Here is a 19,875-nt window from a genome sequence, read left to right as displayed (position 1 = left end):
GATTGCTTTTGGCTGTTTCGCGGGCGCGCCCGCTCCCGCCGGATCTCTACACACTTCGAGAACTGTGCAATACCTGTGGGAGCGGGCATGCCCGCGAAGAAACTGCCACTGATCAAGGTTTGCGAATACGCAACTACCGTATGGGCCTGCTGATTTGTTTGCCAGCCTGAGAGGCGACCTCCAGTGCTTGGCCGTCCCGTTGCTTGCCTTGCCGAGCCAGGCCTTCGAGCTGCGGAATCAGCATGCCCTCCGGCAAATGGCGCCAGAACCGCCCGGGCATGTGCAAGCGCAAGGCGTCGGGGTTGAGGCGGGCGGGGTTGAAGGTATGACGATAGTAGGTGCGCCATAATTCGGCACCAGGGTCTTCGGCGTTGCGGGCCCATTGGCGCCAGGGTTCGGGGCACTGTCGCTGGTAGTCGAATGCCTGGCCATCGAAGCGTATGCCGTCGTGGGCCGTGGCAATCATCCAGCGCAAACGCCCCAGGCGGTCGGCGAAATGCCCACTGGCGCTTTCGAGAATGTCATGCGCCGGCTCGTGATAGGCCACCAGGTCGAGTTGCAGCTGTTCAGCCAATACTTCGGGTAGTGGTACGAAGCGTACAAACGCATGCAGGTGGTGTGCTTCGCGATTGACCTGCTTGATCCGTCTATGCAGCTCACTGCCCAATCGGTCACCCGGCAGCATTGCAGTGCGGTCGCCATGGGCCACCCGCCACAGTACCTCGTAAAGCAGGTTCCAGCGGTGCTCGCCACGGTAGCGGGCCGCCTGTTCCAGCTGGCCGAGCAGCGCCGCAGGCACTTTGGCGCGAAAGGGACCGGAGCCTTCCGGCAGCGCTGTCGGTACGGCCAGCAAATCAGCCACCGGCCCTTGCGCCCAGGTGACCTCCGACGGGTCGATGCCATGCCCCAACAACACCCGGGCCTGGTCACGCCAGGTGGCGAACAGGCCGTCGCAATCGAGCGCGATCATCCCCACAAACCCATCTGCACCGGGGCCTGCGGCTCACGCAAGCGCGCCCTCAGCAGGCCGCTGCGCAGTTCGGCCTGGGGCGGGCGGTAGTCGCTGGTGACAATGAATGGCCGCGCCTTGTCCAGCACGCAGCGCAACTGGATCAGGTCATCGTACCGAATGCGCCGTTCGCGTCGCAGGGCTACCAGGCGCTGCACGCTGCGCAGGCCGATGCCGGGGATGCGCGCCAGTAGCGCCGGCTCGGCACGGTTCACATCCAGCGGGAACACGTCGCGGTTGGCCAGCGCCCAGGCCAGCTTGGGGTCGATGTCCAGTGCCAGGTTGCCGCTCTGGCCCAGCAGCTCGCCGGCCTTGTAGCCATAGCCACGCAACAGGAAGTCAGCCTGGTACAGACGGTGCTCGCGCAGCAGCGGTGGTGCGGCCAGGGGGACGCTGCCGGGGCTGTCAGGGATGGGGCTGAAGGCGGAGTAGTACACACGCTTGAGGCCGTAGCCTTGGTACAGCGATTCGGCATTGCGCAGCAGTGTGCTGTCGTCGGTGCTGTCGGCCCCGACGATCACCTGGGTGCTTTGCCCGGCCGGGGTAAAGCGCGGCGCCTTGGGTTCGTGGGCCACAGCTTGCTGGCCCTGGTGGATCACGCCCATGGCCTGGCGAATCGTGTGCGCCTGTTTTTCCGGTGCCAGGCGTTTCAGGCTGGCGTCGGTCGGCAGCTCGATGTTGACGCTGAGCCGGTCTGCCAGGCGCCCTGCCTCCTCGATCAGCAACGGGTCGGCATCGGGGATGGTCTTGAGGTGGATGTAGCCACGGAAGTCGTGCTCTTCGCGCAACAGCCGCGCCACACGGACCAGCTGCTCCATGGTGTAGTCCGCCGAACGGATGATGCCGGAGCTGAGGAACAGGCCGCTTATGCAGTTGCGCCGGTAGAAGTCCAGGGTCAGCCGGACCACTTCCTCGGGGCTGAAGCGTGCGCGTGGCACGTTGCTGGATCGGCGGTTGACGCAGTACTGGCAGTCGTAGAGGCAAAAGTTGGTCAGCAGCACCTTGAGCAGCGATACGCAGCGCCCATCAGGGGTGTAGCTGTGACAGATGCCCATGCCATTGGTAGCACCCAGCCCATCAGCCCCGCGCGAGTTGCGTTTGGGCGCGCCGCTGCTGGCGCAGGATGCGTCGTACTTGGCAGCATCGGCAAGGATGCCGAGTTTGGCGATGAGTTGCATGGGTCTGACCTGTGATACTGAATATTCATACAGTATTTTGAGACGTGACGGATTGCAAGTGATTGTGCACTAGCCACGCCCGACCAAATCCGTCATCTAAGCTTGTGGCTGACTTACGGATAGCAACGAGGCAAGGGGGAGGTTATGAGGATCACCATCAAGCCGGTACTGGCGCTGACCGGGCTGGCCTTGGCATTCGGCATGCTCGATGCCCAGGCCGCGGAAACCAGAAGGGTCGATGTCATGCTGGTGGGCGGCGGCATCATGAGTTCAACCCTGGCCGTCTGGCTCAATGAGCTGGAGCCGGGTTGGTCGATGGAAATGGTCGAGCGCCTGGACAAGGTCGCCGAAGAAAGCTCCAACGGCTGGAACAACGCTGGTACCGGCCACTCGGCCCTGGCCGAACTGAACTACACCCCGGAGAAGGACGGCAAGGTCGATATCAGCAAGGCGGTGGAGATCAACGAGTCGTTCCAGGTCACCCGTCAGTTCCTCGCCTGGCAGGTCAAGCAGGGCGTGCTGAAGAACCCGCATTCCTTCATCAACACTACCCCGCACATGAGCTTCGTCTGGGGCGACGACAACATTCGCTTCCTGAAGAAGCGCTACGAGGCGCTGCAGGCCAGTCCGTTGTTCAAGCCCATGCAGTACTCCGAGGACCACGAGCAGATCCGCAAGTGGGTACCGTTGATGATGGAGGGCCGCGACCCCAACCAGAAACTGGCCGTGACCTGGACGCCGATCGGCACCGACGTCAACTTTGGCGAGATCACCCGGCAATACGTGGGCTATCTGCAGACCCGGCCGAACTTCGACCTCAAGCTGTCGACCGAAGTGCAGGCGATCACCCGCAACGACGACGGCTCCTGGCATGTCGAATACAAGAACCTCAAGGACGGCAGCAATGCGGCCACCGACGCCAGGTTCCTGTTCATCGGCGCAGGTGGTGCAGCGCTGCCACTGCTGCAGAAGTCGGGTATCGAGGAGGCCAAGGACTATGCCGGTTTCCCGGTCGGTGGTTCGTTCCTGGTCACCGACAACCCGGCCATCGCCCAGCGTCACATGGCCAAGGCCTACGGTATCGCCGCCACCGGCGCACCACCGATGTCGGTGCCGCACCTGGACACCCGTGTGCTCGATGGCAAGCGCATGATCCTGTTCGGGCCGTTCGCCACCTTCTCGACCAAGTTCCTCAAGCAGGGCTCGCTGCTTGACCTGTTCGCCAGCGCCAGTGTGCACAATGCCTGGCCGATGGTAAGGGTTGGGGTGCGCGAGTTCGACCTGGTGCAGTACCTGATCGGCCAGGTGCTGCAATCTGACGATGACCGTTTCGAAGCGTTGCGCACCTACTTCCCCGAGGCGAAGAAGGAGGACTGGCGGCTGTGGCAGGCGGGCCAGCGGGTGCAGATCATCAAGAAGGACGAAGCATTGGGTGGTGTGCTCAAGCTCGGCACTGAAGTGGTGACGTCCAAGGATGGCAGCATTGCAGGATTGCTGGGTGCTTCGCCTGGCGCCTCGACCGCGCCGCCGATCATGCTCGATGTGCTGAGCAAGGTGTTCAAGGACAAGATGGCATCGCCGCAGTGGCAGGCGAAGATCAGGCAGATCATCCCGTCCTACGGCATCCGCCTTAACGACCACCCGGACCAGGTGCAGAAGGAGTGGGCATACACCAACGAGGTGTTGCAACTGAATCCTCCCGAGGGCGCCGTTACGCCGTAGCAAAGTACCATGCGGCGACCACCTCGATGCCTGCTTCGCACAGGCGCCGTGCAATGTGGTCGCCGATGAAGCCGGCCACACCGGTAATCAGTACGGGCATGCTGGCTGCACCTGGCCGCGGCCGATGCCGTAGTAAGTCAGGCCGGCGGCGGCCATGTGCTCGGGTTCGAACAGGTTGCGCCCGTCGAACACCACCCGGTCGGCCAGTTGTTGCGGCACCTTGTCCAGGTTGAGCACGCGATATTCCTGCCATTCGGTGACGATCACCAGGGCATCGGCGCCGCGCAGCGCGTCGTCCTTGCACGGTACCAGTTGCAGGTCGGCGCGGGCGCCATAGTGCCGCTGGATTTCCTCCATGGCCTGCGGGTCATGGGCCTGCACCCGCGCGCCGGCGGCCCACAGCGCTTCCAGCAAGACTCGGCTGGAGGCCTCGCGAATGTCGTTGGTATTGGGCTTGAACGACAACCCCCACACGGCGAAGACCTTGCCTCGCAGGCCGCGTGGGTAGTGGCGTTGGATCTTGCCGAACAGCCGGTTCTTTTGCTGCTCGTTGACCGATTCCACCGCACGCAGCAACTGTGGTTCGAAGCCCTCGGCCTCGGCGCTGCGGCGCAGGGCTTGCAGGTCCTTGGGGAAGCATGAGCCGCCAAAGCCGCAGCCGGCATAGATGAAGTCGTAGCCGATGCGCGGGTCCGAGCCGATGCCGCGGCGCACCAGTTCGATGTCGGCGCCCAGATGCTCGGCCAGGTTGGCGATTTCGTTGATGAACGAGATCTTGGTCGCCAGCATGCAGTTGGCCGCGTACTTGGTCAGCTCGGCGCTGCGCGCGTCCATCACCATCAGTTTTTCGCGGTTGCGGCTGAACGGCAGGTACAGCTCGCGCAGCAGCTCTACTTCGGCGGGTTCCGCGCCACCGATGATGATGCGCTCCGGGCGCATGCAGTCATCGACCGCCGAGCCCTCCTTGAGGAACTCGGGGTTGCTGACGACGCGGAAGCGGCTGGTATCGGCCACGGCCTGGGCGATGCGCGCCTTGATGCGGTGCACCGTACCAACCGGCGCGGTGGATTTGTTGACGATCAACTTGGGGCCATCGGCATGTTCGAGGATGCTGTCGACCACGGCGAACACGTGCTTCAGGTCGGCGCTGCCATCGGCCTGAGGCGGGGTGCCGACGGCAATGAACTGCACCTTTGCGTAGTTGGCCGCTGCGCTGGCGTCGGTGGTGAAGCGAAGGCGACCGCACGCCAGGTTCTTCTCCAGCATCGGCGCAAGGCCGGGCTCGAAGATCGGGCAATGGCCTGCATTGAGGCTGGCGACCCGCTCGGCGTCGACATCCATGCACAACACCGAATGGCCCACCTGGGCCAGGCACACTGCCTGGGTGAGGCCGACATAGCCGGTACCGAAAACCGTGACCTTCATCTGACAGCTCCTTGGCGAGAAAGCTGAAAAAAATGTCACATCGTTGTTTAGAAATTGTTACTCGCGCAGGCGGCTGCCTCTTGGGCGACGTTCCACAGCTGTTGGCGAAACCAGCGGCGCAGGGGGTCGGCGTGGGTGCGTTCGTGCCAGATCTGCATCACCTCGATCGCTGGCAATGTCAGCGGCAGCGGGTACATGAGCAGGTCGTCGTCACGTTCGACGGCTTCGGTGGCCAGTGAGCGCAGGCAGGTGAGCAGCAGATCGGTGCCGCGCAGCAGGCGCATGGGAGCCAGGAAACTCGACAGGCCAGCCATGACCCGCCGTTGCATGCCCTGGCTGCGCAAGGCGCGGTCGACCAGGCCATCGAGGTCGCCGGTGAGGGTGGTAAGCAGGTGGTCGCTGGCAAGGAAGGTATCGAGGTCCAGGCCGTTTTCCAGGCCTGGATGGCTGCGCGAGGCCAGCACTACCAAGGGTTCACTGAGCAGGCGCTGTTGGTGGAAGGTTTCCGGCAGGTCGGTGTAGAACCCGGCAACGGCCAGGTCACAGGTGCCTTTCTCCAGTTCTTCGCGAGGCAGCAGACCGCGGGTGTTGCAGGTGACCAGCGTCAGGTTCGGTGCCTGGCTACGCAGGATCGGCAGCAGCCTGGGCAACAGGGTCTGCTCCACATAATCGGTGCTGTACAGGTGCAGTCGGGCAGGGCGGGCGAGGAAGTCCTGCCCTTCGCAGCGCTCATAAAAACCTTCCAGGCCCACGACCAGGCGTTCTACCTCAGGCGCCAGTTCGTGGGCGCGTGGCGTCGGGGTCAGGCCCCTGGGCGCGCGCACGAACAGCGGGTCGCCAAACTGATGGCGCAGCTTGTTGAGTTTGTGGCTTAGGGCCGGCTGGCTCAGCGCCATGCGCTGGGCGGCGAGGGTGGCGTTGCGTTCCTGGTACAGCACATGGAACAGGTACAGCAGGTTGAAGTCCTTGCTGGAGATATTCATTTTCTGGATCACAGGCATGAGAGCTTTCGAATTATCGAATCATAGCCTTGCCGTTAGCATGAACGCATCCCCGCCAACATGAGCGGACAGCTCTATTTGCCTGATCAGGAGATTGTTGCATGACCAAGATGTCCCGGCTTGCCCTGGCTGTTGCCAGCACCCTGCTTGCCATCGGCGCCCACGCTGCGCCAAAGGGAGAGGTGCTGGTGCTGTTGTCCAGCGAGCACCAGTTGCCCCTGCAGGACGGCAAGCGCTACGCCACCGGCTACTACCTGAACGAATTCGGCGTGCCTGCCGACCAGTTGCTCAAGGCTGGCTACAAGCTGGTGCTGGTTACCCCCAAGGGTAATGCCCCGAGTGTCGACCAGCGTTCGATCGACCCGAGCTACTTTGCCGGCGATGCGGTGGAGATGCGCCGGATCGAGAAGGTCGTGCAAGGCTTGCCGGGCATTGACGATACCCTGTCGGTGAAAGAAGTACTGGCAGGTGACCTGGGCCGCTATGCCGGGCTGTTCATCCCCGGCGGCCATGCGCCGTTGATCGACCTGGCCAACAACCCGGACGTGGGCGCCTTGCTGCGGCATTTCCATCAAGCCGGCAAGCCTACAGCCGCGATCTGCCACGGCCCCATCGCCTTGCTCTCGGCCCAGCAGGACCCGGCCAGCTACCAGTCGGCGCTGGCGCGTGGTGAAAAGCCGGCAGCCACCGACTGGTTGTACAAGGGCTACAAGATGACCATTTTCTCCGACCCGGAGGAGCAGGTATTCGAAGGTTCGCTCAAGGACCAGCGGCTGCTGTTCTACCCGGCCAACGCCATGGCAATGGCAGGGGGCGACATGGGCTACGCCAAGGCCTGGCAACCCAATGTGGTGGTGGACCGCGAACTCATCACCGGGCAGAACCCGTTCTCGGACAAGGCGCTGGCCAAGGTATTGCTGGAAAAGCTGGCTCAGCAGGCAAAGGCCTCTGGCCAGGGCATCTAGACTTACACGTGGCCTGCAAAAGCAGAGGGGGCGCCTTGATGGCGCCCCCTCTGCTTTGCTGCTTAGGCTTCAGCGTCCCAAGGACGATCGCCTTTTTCATCCTTGACGCGGGTCGGCAGGCCCATGACGTCCAGTGCCTTGAGGAACGGCTCGGCTGGCAGCTCCTCGACGTTGACCATGCGCTTGGCATCCCACTCGCCACGGGCGACCAGCAGGGCGGCAGCCACTGGCGGTACACCGGCGGTGTAGGAAATACCCTGGCTGTCGGTCTCGGCGTAGGCTTCTTCGTGGTCGGCCACGTTGTAGATGAACACTTCGCGCGGCTGGCCATCCTTGGTGCCCTTGACCAGGTCACCGATGCAGGTCTTGCCGGTGTAGCCCGGGGCCAGAGAGGCTGGGTCCGGCAGCACGGCCTTGACCACTTTCAGCGGTACCACTTCCAGGCCTTCGGCGGTTTTCACCGGTTGCTCGGAGAGCAGGCCCAGGTTCTTCAGCACGGTGAACACGTTGATGTAGTGCTCGCCGAAGCTCATCCAGAAACGCACGTTCGGCACGTTGAGGTTCTTCGAAATCGAGTGAACCTCATCGTGGCCGGTCAGGTACAGGTTCTGCGAACCCACCACCGGCAGGTCGTCGGTACGCTTGACCTCGAACATGGTGTTGCTGGTCCACTGGCTGTTCTGCCAGCTCCACACTTGCCCGGTGAATTCACGGAAGTTGATTTCCGGGTCGAAGTTGGTGGCGAAGTACTTGCCATGCGAACCGGCATTGACGTCGAGGATGTCGATCGAGTCAATGCTGTCGAAATACTGTTGCTGCGCCAGCTTGGCGTAGCTGTTCACCACACCCGGGTCGAAACCGACGCCGAGAATGGCGGTAATGTTCTTTGCCTGGCACTCTTCGAGGTGTTTCCACTCGTAGTTGCCGTACCACGGCGGGGTCTCGCAGATCTTGCCCGGCTCTTCGTGGATGGCGGTGTCCAGGTAGGCGACACCGGTATCGATGCAGGCACGCAGCACCGACATGTTGAGGAAGGCGGAACCAACGTTGATCACGATCTGCGATTCGGTCTCGCGGATCAGCGCCTTGGTAGCCTCGACATCGAGGGCATTGAGCGAGAAGGCCTGGATGTCGGCGGGTACCTTGAGGCTACCCTTGGCCTTGACGCTGTCGATGATGGCCTGGCATTTGGAGATGTTCCGTGACGCGATGGCGATACGACCCAGTTCGTCGTTATGCTGCGCGCACTTGTGGGCCACCACCTTGGCGACACCTCCTGCACCAATGATAAGAACGTTCTTCTTCAATTTATCCCTTGCTCCTTACTGAAAGCCGGTCTTACGACAGGCTGGAAACGTAGTCTTCGAAACCGAACTCGCGCACCACTTCGACGCTGCCGTCGAGTTGCTTGACCACGATGGATGGCATTTTCAGACCGTTGAACCAGTTTTTCTTGACCATGGTGTAACCCGCCGCGTCGACGAACGACAGGCGATCACCGATGGCCAGCGGACGATCGAATTGGTATTCGCCGAAGATGTCACCGGCCAGGCACGACTTGCCGCAGACCATGTAGGTGTGCGCGCCGTCGTTGGGGGCCATCTTGGCGTTGAGGCGGTAGATCAGCAGGTCGAGCATGTGCGCTTCGATCGAGCTGTCGACTACGGCCAGGTGCTTGCCGTTGTACAGGGTGTCGAGCACGGTCACTTCCAGCGAGGCGCTGTTGGTGATGGCCGCTTCGCCCGGCTCCAGGTACACCTGCACGCCGTACTTTTCCGAGAAGGCTTTCAGGCGCGCGCAGAAGGCGTCCAGCGCGTAGTCTTCACCGGTGAAATGGATGCCGCCACCGAGGCTGACCCACTCGACCTTGTGCAGCAGGTGGCCGAAGCGCTCTTCGATGTGCGTGAGCATCTTGTCGAACAGGCCGAAGTCGCCGTTCTCGCAGTTGTTGTGGAACATGAAGCCGGAAATCTGCTCGATCACCTGTTCGACCTTGGCCGGGTCCCATTCGCCCAGGCGGCTGAACGGGCGGGCAGGGTCTGCCAGCAGGTAGTCGGAGCTGCTGACCTGCGGGTTGACGCGCAGGCCACGGACCTTGCCTTCGGACTGTTCGGCGAAGCGCTGTAGCTGGCCGATCGAGTTGAAGATGATCTTGTCGCAGTTCTCGAGCATTTCCTCGACCTCGTCGTCGGCCCAGGCCACGCTGTAGGCGTGGGTTTCGCCGGCGAACTTCTGGCGGCCGAGCTTGAGCTCGTACAGCGACGAAGAGGTGGTGCCGTCCATGTACTGTTGCATCAGGTCGAAGACTGACCAGGTGGCAAAGCACTTGAGGGCGAGCAGTGCCTTGGCGCCGGAGTGTTCGCGCACGTAGGCGATCTTCTCCATGTTGCCCAGCAGCTTGGTTTTATCGATGAGGTAGTACGGCGTCTTGATCATTTAAAGGCCCCCGGCCAGGCCGGCCAAAAAAAGGACACGCATTGTGCCTTCACTTGCCGCAGACCGAAAGGGTGGGTTACGCATTTCGTCGTGGTTGACGCTGTTGCGAGAGGATTTTTCCGGTTGCGGCGGGCTCAGTAGAACAGCGGCATGTGACTATCGTAATCAGCAACCGGGTGCCGCAAGGAGAATCCGATGAGTGTTGTATTGGATGGCACCGGCTCCGCCGGTGTTCGCGGGCTTGCCCGCTCCCACAGGTTTAGCGCGAGGCTCAGAAAATGCGCGGTTCCTGTGGGAGCGGGCAAGCCCGCGAAGAGGCCGGTACAGGTAACCTCAATCCACCTGCTGCAACCACGCCTGGATCTGCTCCAGCGTGGCGGTAGCCCCGCCACAAACCACCACCAGCACATTCTGGTACTGCGCCAGGGCGCCCGGTGCATAGGCCAACGCCAAAGCCGCCCCACATGCAGGCTCCACCAGCACGCGATGGTCCAGCAGGAATCGCTCGCACGCCTCCAGCGCAGCGCGGTCAGTGACCAGATGGCTGTGCACCGGATGCTCCTTCACGCACACCAGCGCCTGGTCAGCCACACGCTTGGCCCCCAGCGACGTCGCCACCGAGGCAATACGTTCCAGCTCCACCGAATGCCCCGCCCGCATGGCCGCATGCAGCGATGCCGCGCCCTCGGTTTCCACCGCCAGCACCGGCACATCGCCCCAGCCGTTACGCTGTAGCCCCTCGACCACACCACTGAGCAAACCACCACCGCCTACCGACAACACCACGGCATCCGGTTTCACGCCGGCCTCGGCGACTTCATTCACCAGGCTGGCATGCCCGGCCCACAGCAGCGGGTCGTCGAATGGGTGGATGAAAGCGTCATCCGGGCCGACCAAGGTCTGCGCCAGGGCGTTGGCCTCTTGCCAGGAGCTGCCATGCACCACCACCTTGGCGCCCTCCAGGCGCAGCAGGTCCTTGGCCCGCTCGGTGGTGGTCTCGGGCACTACCACGGTCACCGGCACGCCCAGCTTGCGCCCGGCATAGGCCACTGCCAGGCCGGCGTTGCCGCCCGAGGAAGACACGAAATGCCGAGCGCCACGGGCATGGTGCACCTCGCAGGCATGGCCCACGCCGCGCAGCTTGAACGAGCCGCAGGGCTGCAGGGCATCGAGCTTGAGCCAGACGTTGCAGCCCGCGGCCAGCGATAGCGGGCGGGATTCGATCAGGGGGGTATGGATATGCAAGGTCATTGGCTGGCTCCGCGCAGTTGCTCGAGATAGTTGTAAACGGTGTAGCGGGTCACACCCAGGGCGCTGGCGGCCTTTTCCACGCCGCCCTTGACGATGAACAGGCCACGCTCCTGCATCACGCGCACGGCCTCGACCTTGGCCTGCTTGTTCATCCGCCCTTGGCCGCTGCGCTGCAGGGATGCCTGGATTATCTCGCTCATCAGCAGTTCCATGTCGGCGGGTTCACTGACGGCAGGTGTGGCCCCCAGCGGCTGGAACTGCTGAAGAAAGTTCATGGCGGCGTCCAGGCCGGTGACGTCGGTGTTGACGCAAAGGCTGGCGAAGGGGTGCCCGCTGCTGTCACGGAAGATGGCCGTGGCGCTGCGCAGTGTGCGGCCCTTCAGCGTGGTGGGGTAGTCGGGCAGCACCACCGGCTCGCAGCCGTGCTGATCGGCCGAGGCCTGCATCAGCGCCTTGAAACCCTGGTCCTGTTCCGGGGCGGCGAGGATTGGGCTACCGACGCTGCGCCCGGAAAGATGGCCGTTGACGATCGCCACCACGGAGTGTTCCGGGTGGTCGAGGTCGTGCAGGAGGATTTCCATGTTGCGCGCGGCAACGCTGCCCAGGGCCTGGATGGCGGCCTTGAGGACGGTGAGGGTGAGCTGGCGTTCTTCGCTTGGGGTGATAGGCATGGCAGATCGCAAAATCAACGTTTTGTGTATTTTTACACATAAAGTTGAATTTTGCGATCTGTTGTGGACTGCACAGCCCTGTAGGAGCGGCCTTGTGTCGCGATAGGGCTGCGAAGCAGCCCCAGGTTTTCAGCGTACATGCACAGATTGTTGGGGCTGCTTCGCAGCCCTATCGCGACACAAGGCCGCTCCTACAGGAATTGCGCACGGATCGAGGTAGATAGGCGGCGATGCAGCCCCAGTACTCAGCCCAGGGGCGGGGTACGCGGCGGGATCATTCGACGCGACCCGGTCGCCTCGAAGGCTGCACCAAAGCTCAGCAGCGCATTGTCGCTGTAAGCCCGGCCAGCAAAGGTCAGCCCCACCGGCATGCCGATATCGGCCATCACGCCCATTGGCACGGTCACGGTAGGCACGCCTAGGTGACGGATTGCCAGGTTGCCGTTGGCCACCCAGATACCGTTGCTCCAGGCGATGTCCGCCGACGCCGGGTTGACGTCGGCATCCGCCGGGCCCACGTCGGCCACGGTGGGGAACAGCACCGCGTCCAGGCCCAGGTTGTCCATCCAGTCTTCCAGGTCGATCTTGCGGGTCTGCTCCAGGCCGCGCAGGCCGTCGGGCAGGGTCTCGATCTGGTCCCAGGTCTTCAGGCCACGCTTGGCCATGTTGACGTACTCGTCCATGCCAGCGGCCAGGTCGTCCTCACGGTTGGGCAGGGTGCCCGGGTCGTGGGGGAAGATCTGCGGCCCGTCGACATCGGCCAGGCGGTTGAGCCTGGGGTCATCGTTGGCGCGCAGGAAGTCGTCGAAGGCCCAGCCCGACAGCTCCCACAGCTCGTCATGCAGGAATTCCTTGCTGACGATGCCGCGGTTGTACACGGTCGGTGCCCCCGGGCGGTCGCCTTCGCAGTTGGACACCAGCGGGAAGTCCACTTCCAGTACTTCGGCACCAGCCGCCTCCAGTGCCTGGCGGGCCTGCTGCCACAGGTCGATCACCGTGGCGCGGGTGTGGATGCGCTGGCCAGTCGGGCCGCCGATGCCTGGCTTCTCGGAAGTACCGGCTTCGGCATCGGCATTGATGTACATGCGTGGCACGCCAAAGCGCCTGCCCTTGAGCGCGCTGGCATCCATGGCCAGGTCCAGATACGAAGCCGGGCGCACCGTAGAAGCGGCCGGGATTGGCACCCAGGGTTGCAGGCGCCACAGGTCGCCGCGCTTGTCAGCGTCGTCGGCTACGACTACGTCGAGGATTTCCAGCAGGTCGGCCATGGTACGGGCATAGGGAACCACCACGTCCATGGTCGGTGTGAGCGGCCAGTTGCCACGCACCGAAATCACCCCACGCGACGGGGTATAGGCGCACAGGCCATTGTTGGATGCCGGGCCACGGCCGCTGGACCAGGTTTCTTCGGCCAGGCCGAAGGCACTGAAACTGGCGGCAGTGGCGGTGCCGGCACCGTTGGACGAGCCCGAGGCGAACGGTGCGGTCAGGTAGTTGGCGTTGTACGGGCTTTCGGCGCGGCCATACACGCCGCGCTGCATGCCGCCGTTGGCCATGGGCGGCATGTTGGTCTTGCCCAGGCACACGGCGCCGGCGGCGCGCAGGCGTTCGATGGTGAAGGCGTCGCGCTGGGCCACCAGATCCTTGAAGGCAGGGCTGCCGGAGGCAGCGGTCAGGCCTTTGACCAGGTAGCTGTCCTTGGCGGTGTAGGGGATGCCGTCCAGCGGGCTCAGGACCTGGCCTTTGGCGCGACGGGCGTCGGAGGCTGCGGCCTCATTCAGCGCCTCGGGGTTGCGTACCACAACGGCGTTCATGGCGGTGGCGGTGTCGGCGCCATCGTAGGCGTCGATGCGCGCCAGGTAGGCCTGGACCAGCTCGACCGCCGTCGTGCGGCCCGACTCGAGCGCATCGCGCAGCTCGGCAATGGAAACCTCGGTTACCTCGATCATGCGTTCACCAAAAAAAAAATGTGCAGGTGGGGGCTAATGCGAGGAGTGTACAAGAAGGGCTTGGCGGGCGCAGGTTTGCGCGGGGGCAAACGGTTTTTTGCAGGCGAGCATTGTCGGGTCTTCCCGAGTCGTCCCACCACCCCTTCGAGTATCATCATGCAGGCGGCTTCAGCCGCAAAAGGGCCCTTGCAGGCCACCGATCAATGCGGCCCGCGCGGAATGGTCTTCAGCAAGTCTTCCGGGCTGATGTGCCCAACCACCTGGGCCACCGCGCTGCCCGGGGTCGGCAGGTCGATGATGTGGCTTTTCATCTTGCCGATCACGTGCATTTCGCACGGCTTGCAGTCGAACTTCAGGGTCAGCACTTCATCACCCTGGATCAGCTGCATCGGCGCCACCTTGGTGCGCACGCCGGTCACGCCCTTGGCCTGCTTGGGGCACAGGTTGAAGGAGAAGCGCAGGCAGTGCTTGGTAATCATCACCGGAACTTCGCCGTGCTCTTCATGGGCCTCGTAGGCTGCGTCGATCAGCTGCACGCCGTGGCGGTGGTAGAAGTCGCGGGCCTTCTGGTTGTACACGTTGGCCAGGAACGACAGGTGCGACTCTGGGTAAACCGGCGGTGGCGTGGTCTCGGCCTTGCGCCCGCCACGCGGGTGCGCCTGCACCCGTGCTGCAGTCAGCGCCTCGATGGCTTCGCGGCGCAGGGCCTTGAGCTGCGAGTTGGGGATGAAGTAAGCCTGCGGGGCGTCCAGCTCGATGCTGTCGGCGTGGTACATGGTGGTGCCCAGCTGGCCGAGCAGGTCGTGCAGCTGATCCAGCGCCTGCTGCGGCTTGTTGGCCGGGCCGAACGGGCCTTCCAGTGCCACTTGCGTGCTCACGCCTTCCTCGCTGGTGACTGTCAGCACCAGGCGTTGCTCGCGCAGTACCGCGTGCCATTGCACGCCGACGCGGCGCTCGGCCGAGGTGCGTTGCAGGGCCTGCTGCCAGTTGTGGTCGAGGTTGCGCGACAGCGGGTGGTTGGGCCGCAGCTTGTGCAGGCCTTCAGGCATTTCGTTGGGCTCGACGCGGTAGCGGTAGCGCTTCTCGCCGTCTTCCTCGAATTCGCCACGCGGTTCGGCGATGTTGGCACGGAAGCCCACCACCTCACGCTTCACCAGCACATTGAGGCCGTCACCGTTGGTCAGCGGCACCTCGGTGACCACCTGCAGGTCACGCTTGCCGACCTTTTCCACCACGCCCACCGGCAGGCCGGTGAAGGTTGGCGAGTCGAAGGCGCCGATGTCGACCTTGCGGTCGGTGACGAAGTAGTCGGTGCTGCCGCGGTGGAAGGTCTTGTCCGGGTCGGGCACGAAGAAGTGCTGGGTGCGGCCGCTGGAGGCACGGGCCAGCTCAGGGCGGCCTTCGAGGATGGCGTCGAGTTCCTTGCGGTAGTGGGCGGTGATGTTCTTCACATAGGCCACGTCCTTGTAGCGGCCTTCGATCTTGAACGAGCGCACGCCGGCGTCGACCAGGTCAGCCAGGTTGGCGGTCTGGTTGTTGTCCTTCATCGACAGCAGGTGCTTCTCGAACGCGACCACGCGGCCCTGGTCATCCTTCAGGGTGTAGGGCAGGCGGCAGGCTTGCGAGCAGTCGCCGCGGTTGGCGCTGCGGCCGGTCTGCGCATGGGAGATGTTGCACTGGCCGGAGAAGGCCACGCACAGCGCACCGTGGATGAAGAATTCGATGGCGGCGTCGGTTTCGGCGGCGATGGCGCGGATCTGCTGCAGGTTCAGCTCACGCGCCAGCACCAGCTGGGAGAAGCCGGCCTGGTCGAGGAACCTGGCCCGTTCCAGGGTGCGGATGTCGGTCTGGGTGCTGGCGTGCAGCTCGATCGGCGGGATGTCCAGCTCCATCACCCCGAGGTCCTGCACGATCAGTGCGTCGACACCAGCGTCGTACAGCTGGTGGATCAGCTTGCGCGCGGGCTCCAGCTCGTTGTCGTGGAGGATGGTGTTGATGGTGGTGAACACGCGTGCATGGTAGCGATGGGCGAACTCGACCAGTTCGGCGATATCGCTGACTTCGTTGCAGGCGTTATGGCGCGCGCCGAAGCTAGGGCCACCGATGTAGATGGCGTCTGCGCCGTGCAGGATCGCTTCGCGGGCGATGGCCACGTCACGGGCAGGGCTGAGCAGTTCCAGGTGATTCTTTGGAAGGGACATGTCGTTATAGGTTCGGGCTGTCACGGTTTAGGCGGGCATTGTAGCGGCGAAACGGGCTGGCGGCATCATCGGGGTGCTTGTAGGAGCGGCCTTGTGTCGCGAAGGGCCGCAACGCGGCCCCGGCAATATATGCTGCGGAGCTGAGAATCTGGGGGTGCTTTGCACCCCATCGCGACACAAGGCCGCTCCTACAAGGATCGTGCCTCAGGCAAAAGTCAGCGCTTGGCAGCCATTGCGGTCACTTCCACGCGCATGCCTTCGAACGCCAGTGCAGCCACGCCCACGGCGGCGCGTACCGGCCAGGGCTTGCTGAAGAAGCGCTGGTACACCTCGTTGAATGCCGCGCGGTCGGCCATGTCGGTGAGGTAGATGGTCAGGTGCAGCACGCGGTCCATGCCGCTGCCGGCCTTCTCCAGCGCCACCTTCAGTGCCTGCAGGGTGCACTCGCTCTGCTCGACGATGCCGCCGAGCTCCAGGCTGCCATCAGCGTGGGTCGGGATCTGCGTGGTGACCAGCACGCCGTTGTATTCGGCAACGTCGGAAGAAATCGACTCGGCGTCCGGGTCCGGGGTGTAGATGATGTCTGCTTGTGCCATGGTGTGTTTTGCCTTGCTACGGAAGGAAAGCGGCAAGCCTACGCGAGCGCGCCGGCCCGGTCGAGGGCGCCCCGGTGTTTGAAATGCGTGGCGTTCGCCGTCAGAATCGCGGCCGATTGCAAAGCAGGGGTTTACGTTGAACGAACAGACATTGTCCAGGCGCCTGGAGCGCGTGGCTGCACAAGTACCGCAAGGCGCGCGCCTGGCCGACATCGGCTCGGACCATGGTTACCTGCCGGTGGCCCTGATGCTGCGCGGCATACTGGACGCGGCGGTAGCGGGCGAGGTGGCGCAGACGCCGTTCGCCTCGGCCCAGCGCAACGTGCGCAGGAACGGCCTGGAAGGGCGGGTCTGCGTGCGCCTGGCCGATGGCCTGGCAGCGGTCGAGCCGGAAGATCGCATCTCGGTGATCAGCATCTGCGGCATGGGTGGCGACACCATGTGCGAGATCCTCGAGGCCGGCAAGCAGCGCCTGGGTGGCGTCACGCGCCTGGTGCTGCAGCCCAATGGCGCCGAGCGCGAACTGCGCCAGTGGCTGATGGGCAATGGTTACCGGATCGTCAGCGAAGAACTGCTGCGGGAGAACCGCTTCGACTACGAGATCATCGTCGCCGAGCCAGGCGGGGCGGCGTACACCGCTGAACAGCTGTACTTCGGCCCGGTGCTGGTGCAGGAGAAAAGCGAGGCGTTTCTGGTCAAGTGGCGGCGCATGCTGCGGCAGAAGCAGCAGACCCTGGCAAACTTCGAGCGGGCCCGCGGTGCGGTGCCTCAGGCGAAAATCGACGACTTCAGGCAACAGGTCGGCTGGATCACCGAGGTGCTGGCCTGACTCACTGCTGCGAGCAGTTGCCCATTTCCCGGTAGTCGATTTCGCGCTTCTGGCCCTGGTGGTCTACATACACCATGTGCGCGGTACCAACCTGGCAGTCGGCGGCGTTGCTGGGCGGGGTGATGGAGATGACCTTGGCCACGTCCAGCGGCATGCCGTATTCGTAATTGCTGCTGCTGACCGGCTGGTTGCTGCCGGTGTCGGCAAGGGCACCGAACGAGGCGAGGGCAGCGGTAACGGCAAGGACAGCGATCGAACGTTTCATGGCAGGCTCCTTTTTTCAATGTATGACTAATGATCCATTCATTGGTCATCCACAATAAATGGGCTAACCCGTGATAGATTCCTGCCTGTAACGCAAGAATAAGACCGAACAAGGAGCACCTTCATGGACATGCTGCATGCCATGCGTACCTTCGCCCGTGTGGTGGAATGCGGCAGCTTCGCTGCGGCCGCCAATGCCCTGGATATTTCCGCGGCGCAGGTTTCGCGTATCGTTGCCGAGCTGGAAAACCAGCTGCAGACCCGCCTGCTGCACCGCACCACGCGGCGTTTGCGCATGAGCGAGGCGGGCGAGCGGTTTCTCGAGCGCGCGCGGCAGATCATGTTGCTGACCGAAGAGGCGGTGGGTGAAGCCCGTGGCGCGCACCTCACGCCCCGCGGTCGCCTGCGCTTGCATTGCCCGCACGGCCTGGGCCTGCTGCTGATGCCGCTGGTGGCCGGCTACAACGCATTGTGCCCGGAGGTGGTGATCGAACTGACCCTGTCCCAGCGCAACCCCGACCCGCTGGCCGAAGGGCATGACGTGGTGATTACCGTGGACGGTGCGTTGCCGGATTCGCAGCTGATCGCTGTGCCGCTGGGCAACATTTTCAGCATCCCCTGCGCGGCGCCGAGCTACCTGTTGGCCCACGGCGTGCCAGAGCGCCCGGAAGACCTGCACCAGCACCGTTGCCTGCGCATGGCTTATCCGATGTACGAAGGTGACTGGGTGTTCCCGCAAGGGGTGGACCAGTGCGTGATCGCACCGAACGACAGTTTTTCCACCAACGTCGCCGACGCCATGCTGGTGGCCAGCGAGCTGGGCATGGGCATTGGCCTGCTGCCGTTCTACACCGCCAGCCAGGCGATCGAGCAGGGGCGGTTGTGCCGTTTGCTGGCGCCGTATCGCCTGCGCGAGAGCGCGCTGTATGCGATTTACCCGTCACGGCATTACCTGGATGCCAAGGTGCGCACCTGGATCGACTACCTCAAGGAGCAGTTGCCGGCACTGTTCGAGGGGCATGCCAGGGTGGTGGATGATTCGCGGTATTGGCGATAGCCGAGTGCGGGGCGGTTAACGCTGGCCCTTGTAGGAGCGGCCTTGTGTCGCGATAGGGCCGCAAAGCGGCCCCAGGATGTCAGCTTCGATGCACAAATTGCTGGGGCCGCCATGCGGCCCTATCGCGACACAAGGCCGCTCCTACAGGGATCGCGCAAGGTTTTAAAGCGGGTAGTGCTTCAACTCCCGCGCAATCAGCATCCGCTGGATCTCGCTAGACCCTTCATAGATCTGCGTGATCCGCGCATCGCGGTAGTAGCGCTCCACCGGGTAATCCTCCAGGTAGCCATACCCGCCATGCACCTGGATCGCCATCGAGCACACCCGCTCGGCCATTTCCGAAGCGAACAGCTTGGCCTGCGAGGCCTCCGACAGGCACGGCTTGCCGGCGCTGCGCAGGCGCGCGGCATGCAGGATCAGCAAGCGCGCGGCATTCACCTGCACCTGCATGTCGGCCAGCAGGTTGGCGATGCTCTGGTGTTCGTTGATCGGCTTGCCGAACTGCACCCGATCACGCGAGTAGGCCAACGCCGCCTCGAATGCGGCGCGGGCAATGCCCAGTGCCTGGGCAGCAATGCCGATACGGCCACCCTCGAGGTTGGACAGGGCGATGGCCAGGCCCTTGCCACGCTCACCGAGGATGTTGGCGGCAGGGATGCGGCAGTTGTCGAAGGTGACCGCGCAGGTGTCGGAAGCGCGGATGCCCATCTTGTGCTCGCTGCGATCGACCTTGAAGCCCGGGTTGTCGGTGGGCACCAGGAACGCCGACAGGCCCTTTTTGCCCAGCTCCGGGTCGGTCACCGCGAAGACGATGGCCAGGCCGGCGCGGCGAGCGTTGCTGACGAACTGCTTGGCACCGTTGATCACCCACTGGCCATCCACCAGTTCGGCGCGGGTGCGCAGGTTGTGCGCCTCGGAACCGGCCTGTGGCTCGGTCAGACAGAAGCAGCCGATCACCTCGCCGGTGGCCAGGCGTGGCAGCCACTGCTGTTGCTGTTCGGCCGTGCCATAGGCCAGCAGCGGGCCGCAGCCCACCGAGTTGTGGATGCTCATCATCGCTCCGGTGGCGCCGCAGCCGGCGGCGATCTCTTCCACCGCCAGGGCGTAGGCGACATAGTCGGTGTAGCTGCCGCCAAAGTCTTCCGGCACCACCATGCCCAGCAGGCCCAGTTCGCCCATCTTGCGCACCACACCATCGTCGATCCAGCCGGCCTTTTCCCAGGCCTGGGCGTGCGGGGCGATCTCGCCACGGGCAAAGTCCCGGGCCATGTCGCGGATCATGATCTGTTCTTCGCTCAGTTCCAGGTCTTGCATCTGTGTA

17 protein-coding genes and 1 pseudogene are annotated in these 19,875 nt (G+C 63.7%); 4 read left to right on the top strand and 14 right to left on the bottom strand.

All coding sequences use genetic code 11. The annotated features are described in order from the left end of the window. Positions 1–133: 133 nt before the first annotated feature. Complete coding sequence (locus ACK56M_RS16300; RefSeq protein WP_043935670.1) at positions 134–976, bottom strand: TIGR03915 family putative DNA repair protein; 843 nt, start codon at positions 974–976, stop codon at positions 134–136. Next, a complete protein-coding gene (locus ACK56M_RS16295; protein ID WP_013972894.1) occupies positions 967–2,187 on the bottom strand; it encodes a putative DNA modification/repair radical SAM protein in 1,221 nt (406 codons plus the stop codon). The genes ACK56M_RS16300 and ACK56M_RS16295 overlap by 10 nt, the downstream gene beginning before the upstream one ends. 144 nt (positions 2,188–2,331) lie before the next feature. Between ACK56M_RS16295 and mqo the strand changes: the two genes are divergently transcribed. Then, on the top strand, positions 2,332–3,909 hold the full coding sequence (gene mqo, locus ACK56M_RS16290) for a malate dehydrogenase (quinone) (protein ID WP_023660582.1): 1,578 nt from the start codon (positions 2,332–2,334) through the stop codon (positions 3,907–3,909). Positions 3,910–3,925: 16 nt separating this feature from the next. Here the strand turns inward: mqo and ACK56M_RS16285 are convergent. From ACK56M_RS16285 to ACK56M_RS16275, 3 genes and pseudogenes are all read right to left on the bottom strand, one after another. Then, positions 3,926–4,009: pseudogene (locus ACK56M_RS16285) on the bottom strand (NAD-dependent epimerase/dehydratase family protein); the annotation flags it as partial. Then, entirely contained in the window at positions 3,997–5,334 is a 1,338-nt protein-coding gene (locus ACK56M_RS16280) for a UDP-glucose dehydrogenase family protein (RefSeq protein ID WP_411958792.1), read from the bottom strand. The pseudogene ACK56M_RS16285 and the gene ACK56M_RS16280, both read right to left, overlap by 13 nt. 47 nt (positions 5,335–5,381) lie before the next feature. Further along, positions 5,382–6,317 carry a LysR family transcriptional regulator gene (locus ACK56M_RS16275; protein WP_411958791.1) on the bottom strand — a complete coding sequence of 312 codons (936 nt, stop codon included), beginning with the start codon at positions 6,315–6,317 and terminating at the stop codon, positions 5,382–5,384. A gap of 119 nt (positions 6,318–6,436) precedes the next feature. On the opposite strand from ACK56M_RS16275, the gene ACK56M_RS16270 reads away from it, so the two are divergent. Further along, positions 6,437–7,300, top strand: coding sequence for a type 1 glutamine amidotransferase domain-containing protein (locus ACK56M_RS16270; protein ID WP_191472604.1), 864 nt, complete (start codon positions 6,437–6,439; stop codon positions 7,298–7,300). A 62-nt stretch (positions 7,301–7,362) separates the two neighbouring features. On the opposite strand, the gene ACK56M_RS16265 is transcribed toward ACK56M_RS16270, so the two are convergent. The 7 genes from ACK56M_RS16265 to ACK56M_RS16235 form a co-directional block, all read right to left on the bottom strand. After that, a complete protein-coding gene (locus ACK56M_RS16265; protein ID WP_003248123.1) occupies positions 7,363–8,607 on the bottom strand; it encodes a saccharopine dehydrogenase family protein in 1,245 nt (414 codons plus the stop codon). A gap of 31 nt (positions 8,608–8,638) precedes the next feature. Beyond that, the gene (gene nspC / locus ACK56M_RS16260) at positions 8,639–9,736 is read right to left on the bottom strand and encodes a carboxynorspermidine decarboxylase (RefSeq protein ID WP_013972889.1); all 1,098 of its coding nucleotides are present in this window, start codon (positions 9,734–9,736) and stop codon (positions 8,639–8,641) included. 333 nt (positions 9,737–10,069) lie between these two features. Next, positions 10,070–10,987, bottom strand: coding sequence for a pyridoxal-phosphate dependent enzyme (locus ACK56M_RS16255; protein ID WP_411958790.1), 918 nt, complete (start codon positions 10,985–10,987; stop codon positions 10,070–10,072). After that, positions 10,984–11,658, bottom strand: coding sequence for a transcriptional regulator (locus ACK56M_RS16250; RefSeq protein ID WP_075045117.1), 675 nt, complete (start codon positions 11,656–11,658; stop codon positions 10,984–10,986). The genes ACK56M_RS16255 and ACK56M_RS16250 overlap by 4 nt, the downstream gene beginning before the upstream one ends. Before the next feature lie 245 nt (positions 11,659–11,903). Continuing rightward, positions 11,904–13,607, bottom strand: coding sequence for an amidase (locus tag ACK56M_RS16245; RefSeq protein ID WP_411958789.1), 1,704 nt, complete (start codon positions 13,605–13,607; stop codon positions 11,904–11,906). Between the two features lie 200 nt (positions 13,608–13,807). Beyond that, positions 13,808–15,808: a peptidase U32 family protein gene (locus tag ACK56M_RS16240; RefSeq protein WP_253152729.1), complete on the bottom strand. Its 2,001-nt coding sequence runs from the start codon at positions 15,806–15,808 to the stop codon at positions 13,808–13,810. A 215-nt stretch (positions 15,809–16,023) separates the two neighbouring features. Next, entirely contained in the window at positions 16,024–16,404 is a 381-nt protein-coding gene (locus ACK56M_RS16235; protein WP_015270613.1) for a RidA family protein, read from the bottom strand. 136 nt (positions 16,405–16,540) lie between these two features. On the opposite strand from ACK56M_RS16235, the gene ACK56M_RS16230 reads away from it, so the two are divergent. Next, positions 16,541–17,233, top strand: a complete 693-nt coding sequence (locus ACK56M_RS16230) for a tRNA (adenine(22)-N(1))-methyltransferase (RefSeq protein WP_015270612.1) — start codon at positions 16,541–16,543, stop codon at positions 17,231–17,233. Between the two features lies 1 nt (position 17,234). Here the strand turns inward: ACK56M_RS16230 and ACK56M_RS16225 are convergent, their stop codons facing one another. Further along, positions 17,235–17,498 (bottom strand): DUF2790 domain-containing protein, encoded by a 264-nt coding sequence (locus ACK56M_RS16225; RefSeq protein WP_015270611.1) that lies wholly within the window; start codon positions 17,496–17,498, stop codon positions 17,235–17,237. Positions 17,499–17,621: 123 nt separating this feature from the next. Between ACK56M_RS16225 and ACK56M_RS16220 the strand changes: the two genes are divergently transcribed. After that, positions 17,622–18,554, top strand: a complete 933-nt coding sequence (locus tag ACK56M_RS16220) for a LysR family transcriptional regulator (protein ID WP_217190117.1) — start codon at positions 17,622–17,624, stop codon at positions 18,552–18,554. Between the two features lie 162 nt (positions 18,555–18,716). Here the strand turns inward: ACK56M_RS16220 and ACK56M_RS16215 are convergent, their stop codons facing one another. Beyond that, on the bottom strand, positions 18,717–19,868 hold the full coding sequence (locus ACK56M_RS16215) for an acyl-CoA dehydrogenase family protein (protein WP_003258582.1): 1,152 nt from the start codon (positions 19,866–19,868) through the stop codon (positions 18,717–18,719). Between the last annotated feature and the right edge of the window lie 7 nt (positions 19,869–19,875).

This window comes from Pseudomonas sp. s4, assembly GCF_046764235.1.
Classification (GTDB): domain Bacteria; phylum Pseudomonadota; class Gammaproteobacteria; order Pseudomonadales; family Pseudomonadaceae; genus Aquipseudomonas; species Aquipseudomonas asiatica.
This window is presented reverse-complemented; position numbering and strand designations above follow the sequence as displayed.

Coding starts and splice junctions, on each gene's coding strand:
- nspC (WP_013972889.1), bottom strand. CDS start 9,736: ATGATCAAGACGCCGTACTACCTCATCGATAAAACCAAGCTGCTGGGC.
- mqo (WP_023660582.1), top strand. CDS start 2,332: ATGAGGATCACCATCAAGCCGGTACTGGCGCTGACCGGGCTGGCCTTG.
- ACK56M_RS16255 (WP_411958790.1), bottom strand. CDS start 10,987: ATGACCTTGCATATCCATACCCCCCTGATCGAATCCCGCCCGCTATCG.
- ACK56M_RS16245 (WP_411958789.1), bottom strand. CDS start 13,607: ATGATCGAGGTAACCGAGGTTTCCATTGCCGAGCTGCGCGATGCGCTC.
- ACK56M_RS16220 (WP_217190117.1), top strand. CDS start 17,622: ATGGACATGCTGCATGCCATGCGTACCTTCGCCCGTGTGGTGGAATGC.
- ACK56M_RS16280 (WP_411958792.1), bottom strand. CDS start 5,334: ATGAAGGTCACGGTTTTCGGTACCGGCTATGTCGGCCTCACCCAGGCA.
- ACK56M_RS16295 (WP_013972894.1), bottom strand. CDS start 2,187: ATGCAACTCATCGCCAAACTCGGCATCCTTGCCGATGCTGCCAAGTAC.
- ACK56M_RS16250 (WP_075045117.1), bottom strand. CDS start 11,658: ATGCCTATCACCCCAAGCGAAGAACGCCAGCTCACCCTCACCGTCCTC.
- ACK56M_RS16225 (WP_015270611.1), bottom strand. CDS start 17,498: ATGAAACGTTCGATCGCTGTCCTTGCCGTTACCGCTGCCCTCGCCTCG.
- ACK56M_RS16240 (WP_253152729.1), bottom strand. CDS start 15,808: ATGTCCCTTCCAAAGAATCACCTGGAACTGCTCAGCCCTGCCCGTGAC.
- ACK56M_RS16275 (WP_411958791.1), bottom strand. CDS start 6,317: ATGAATATCTCCAGCAAGGACTTCAACCTGCTGTACCTGTTCCATGTG.
- ACK56M_RS16270 (WP_191472604.1), top strand. CDS start 6,437: ATGACCAAGATGTCCCGGCTTGCCCTGGCTGTTGCCAGCACCCTGCTT.
- ACK56M_RS16235 (WP_015270613.1), bottom strand. CDS start 16,404: ATGGCACAAGCAGACATCATCTACACCCCGGACCCGGACGCCGAGTCG.
- ACK56M_RS16215 (WP_003258582.1), bottom strand. CDS start 19,868: ATGCAAGACCTGGAACTGAGCGAAGAACAGATCATGATCCGCGACATG.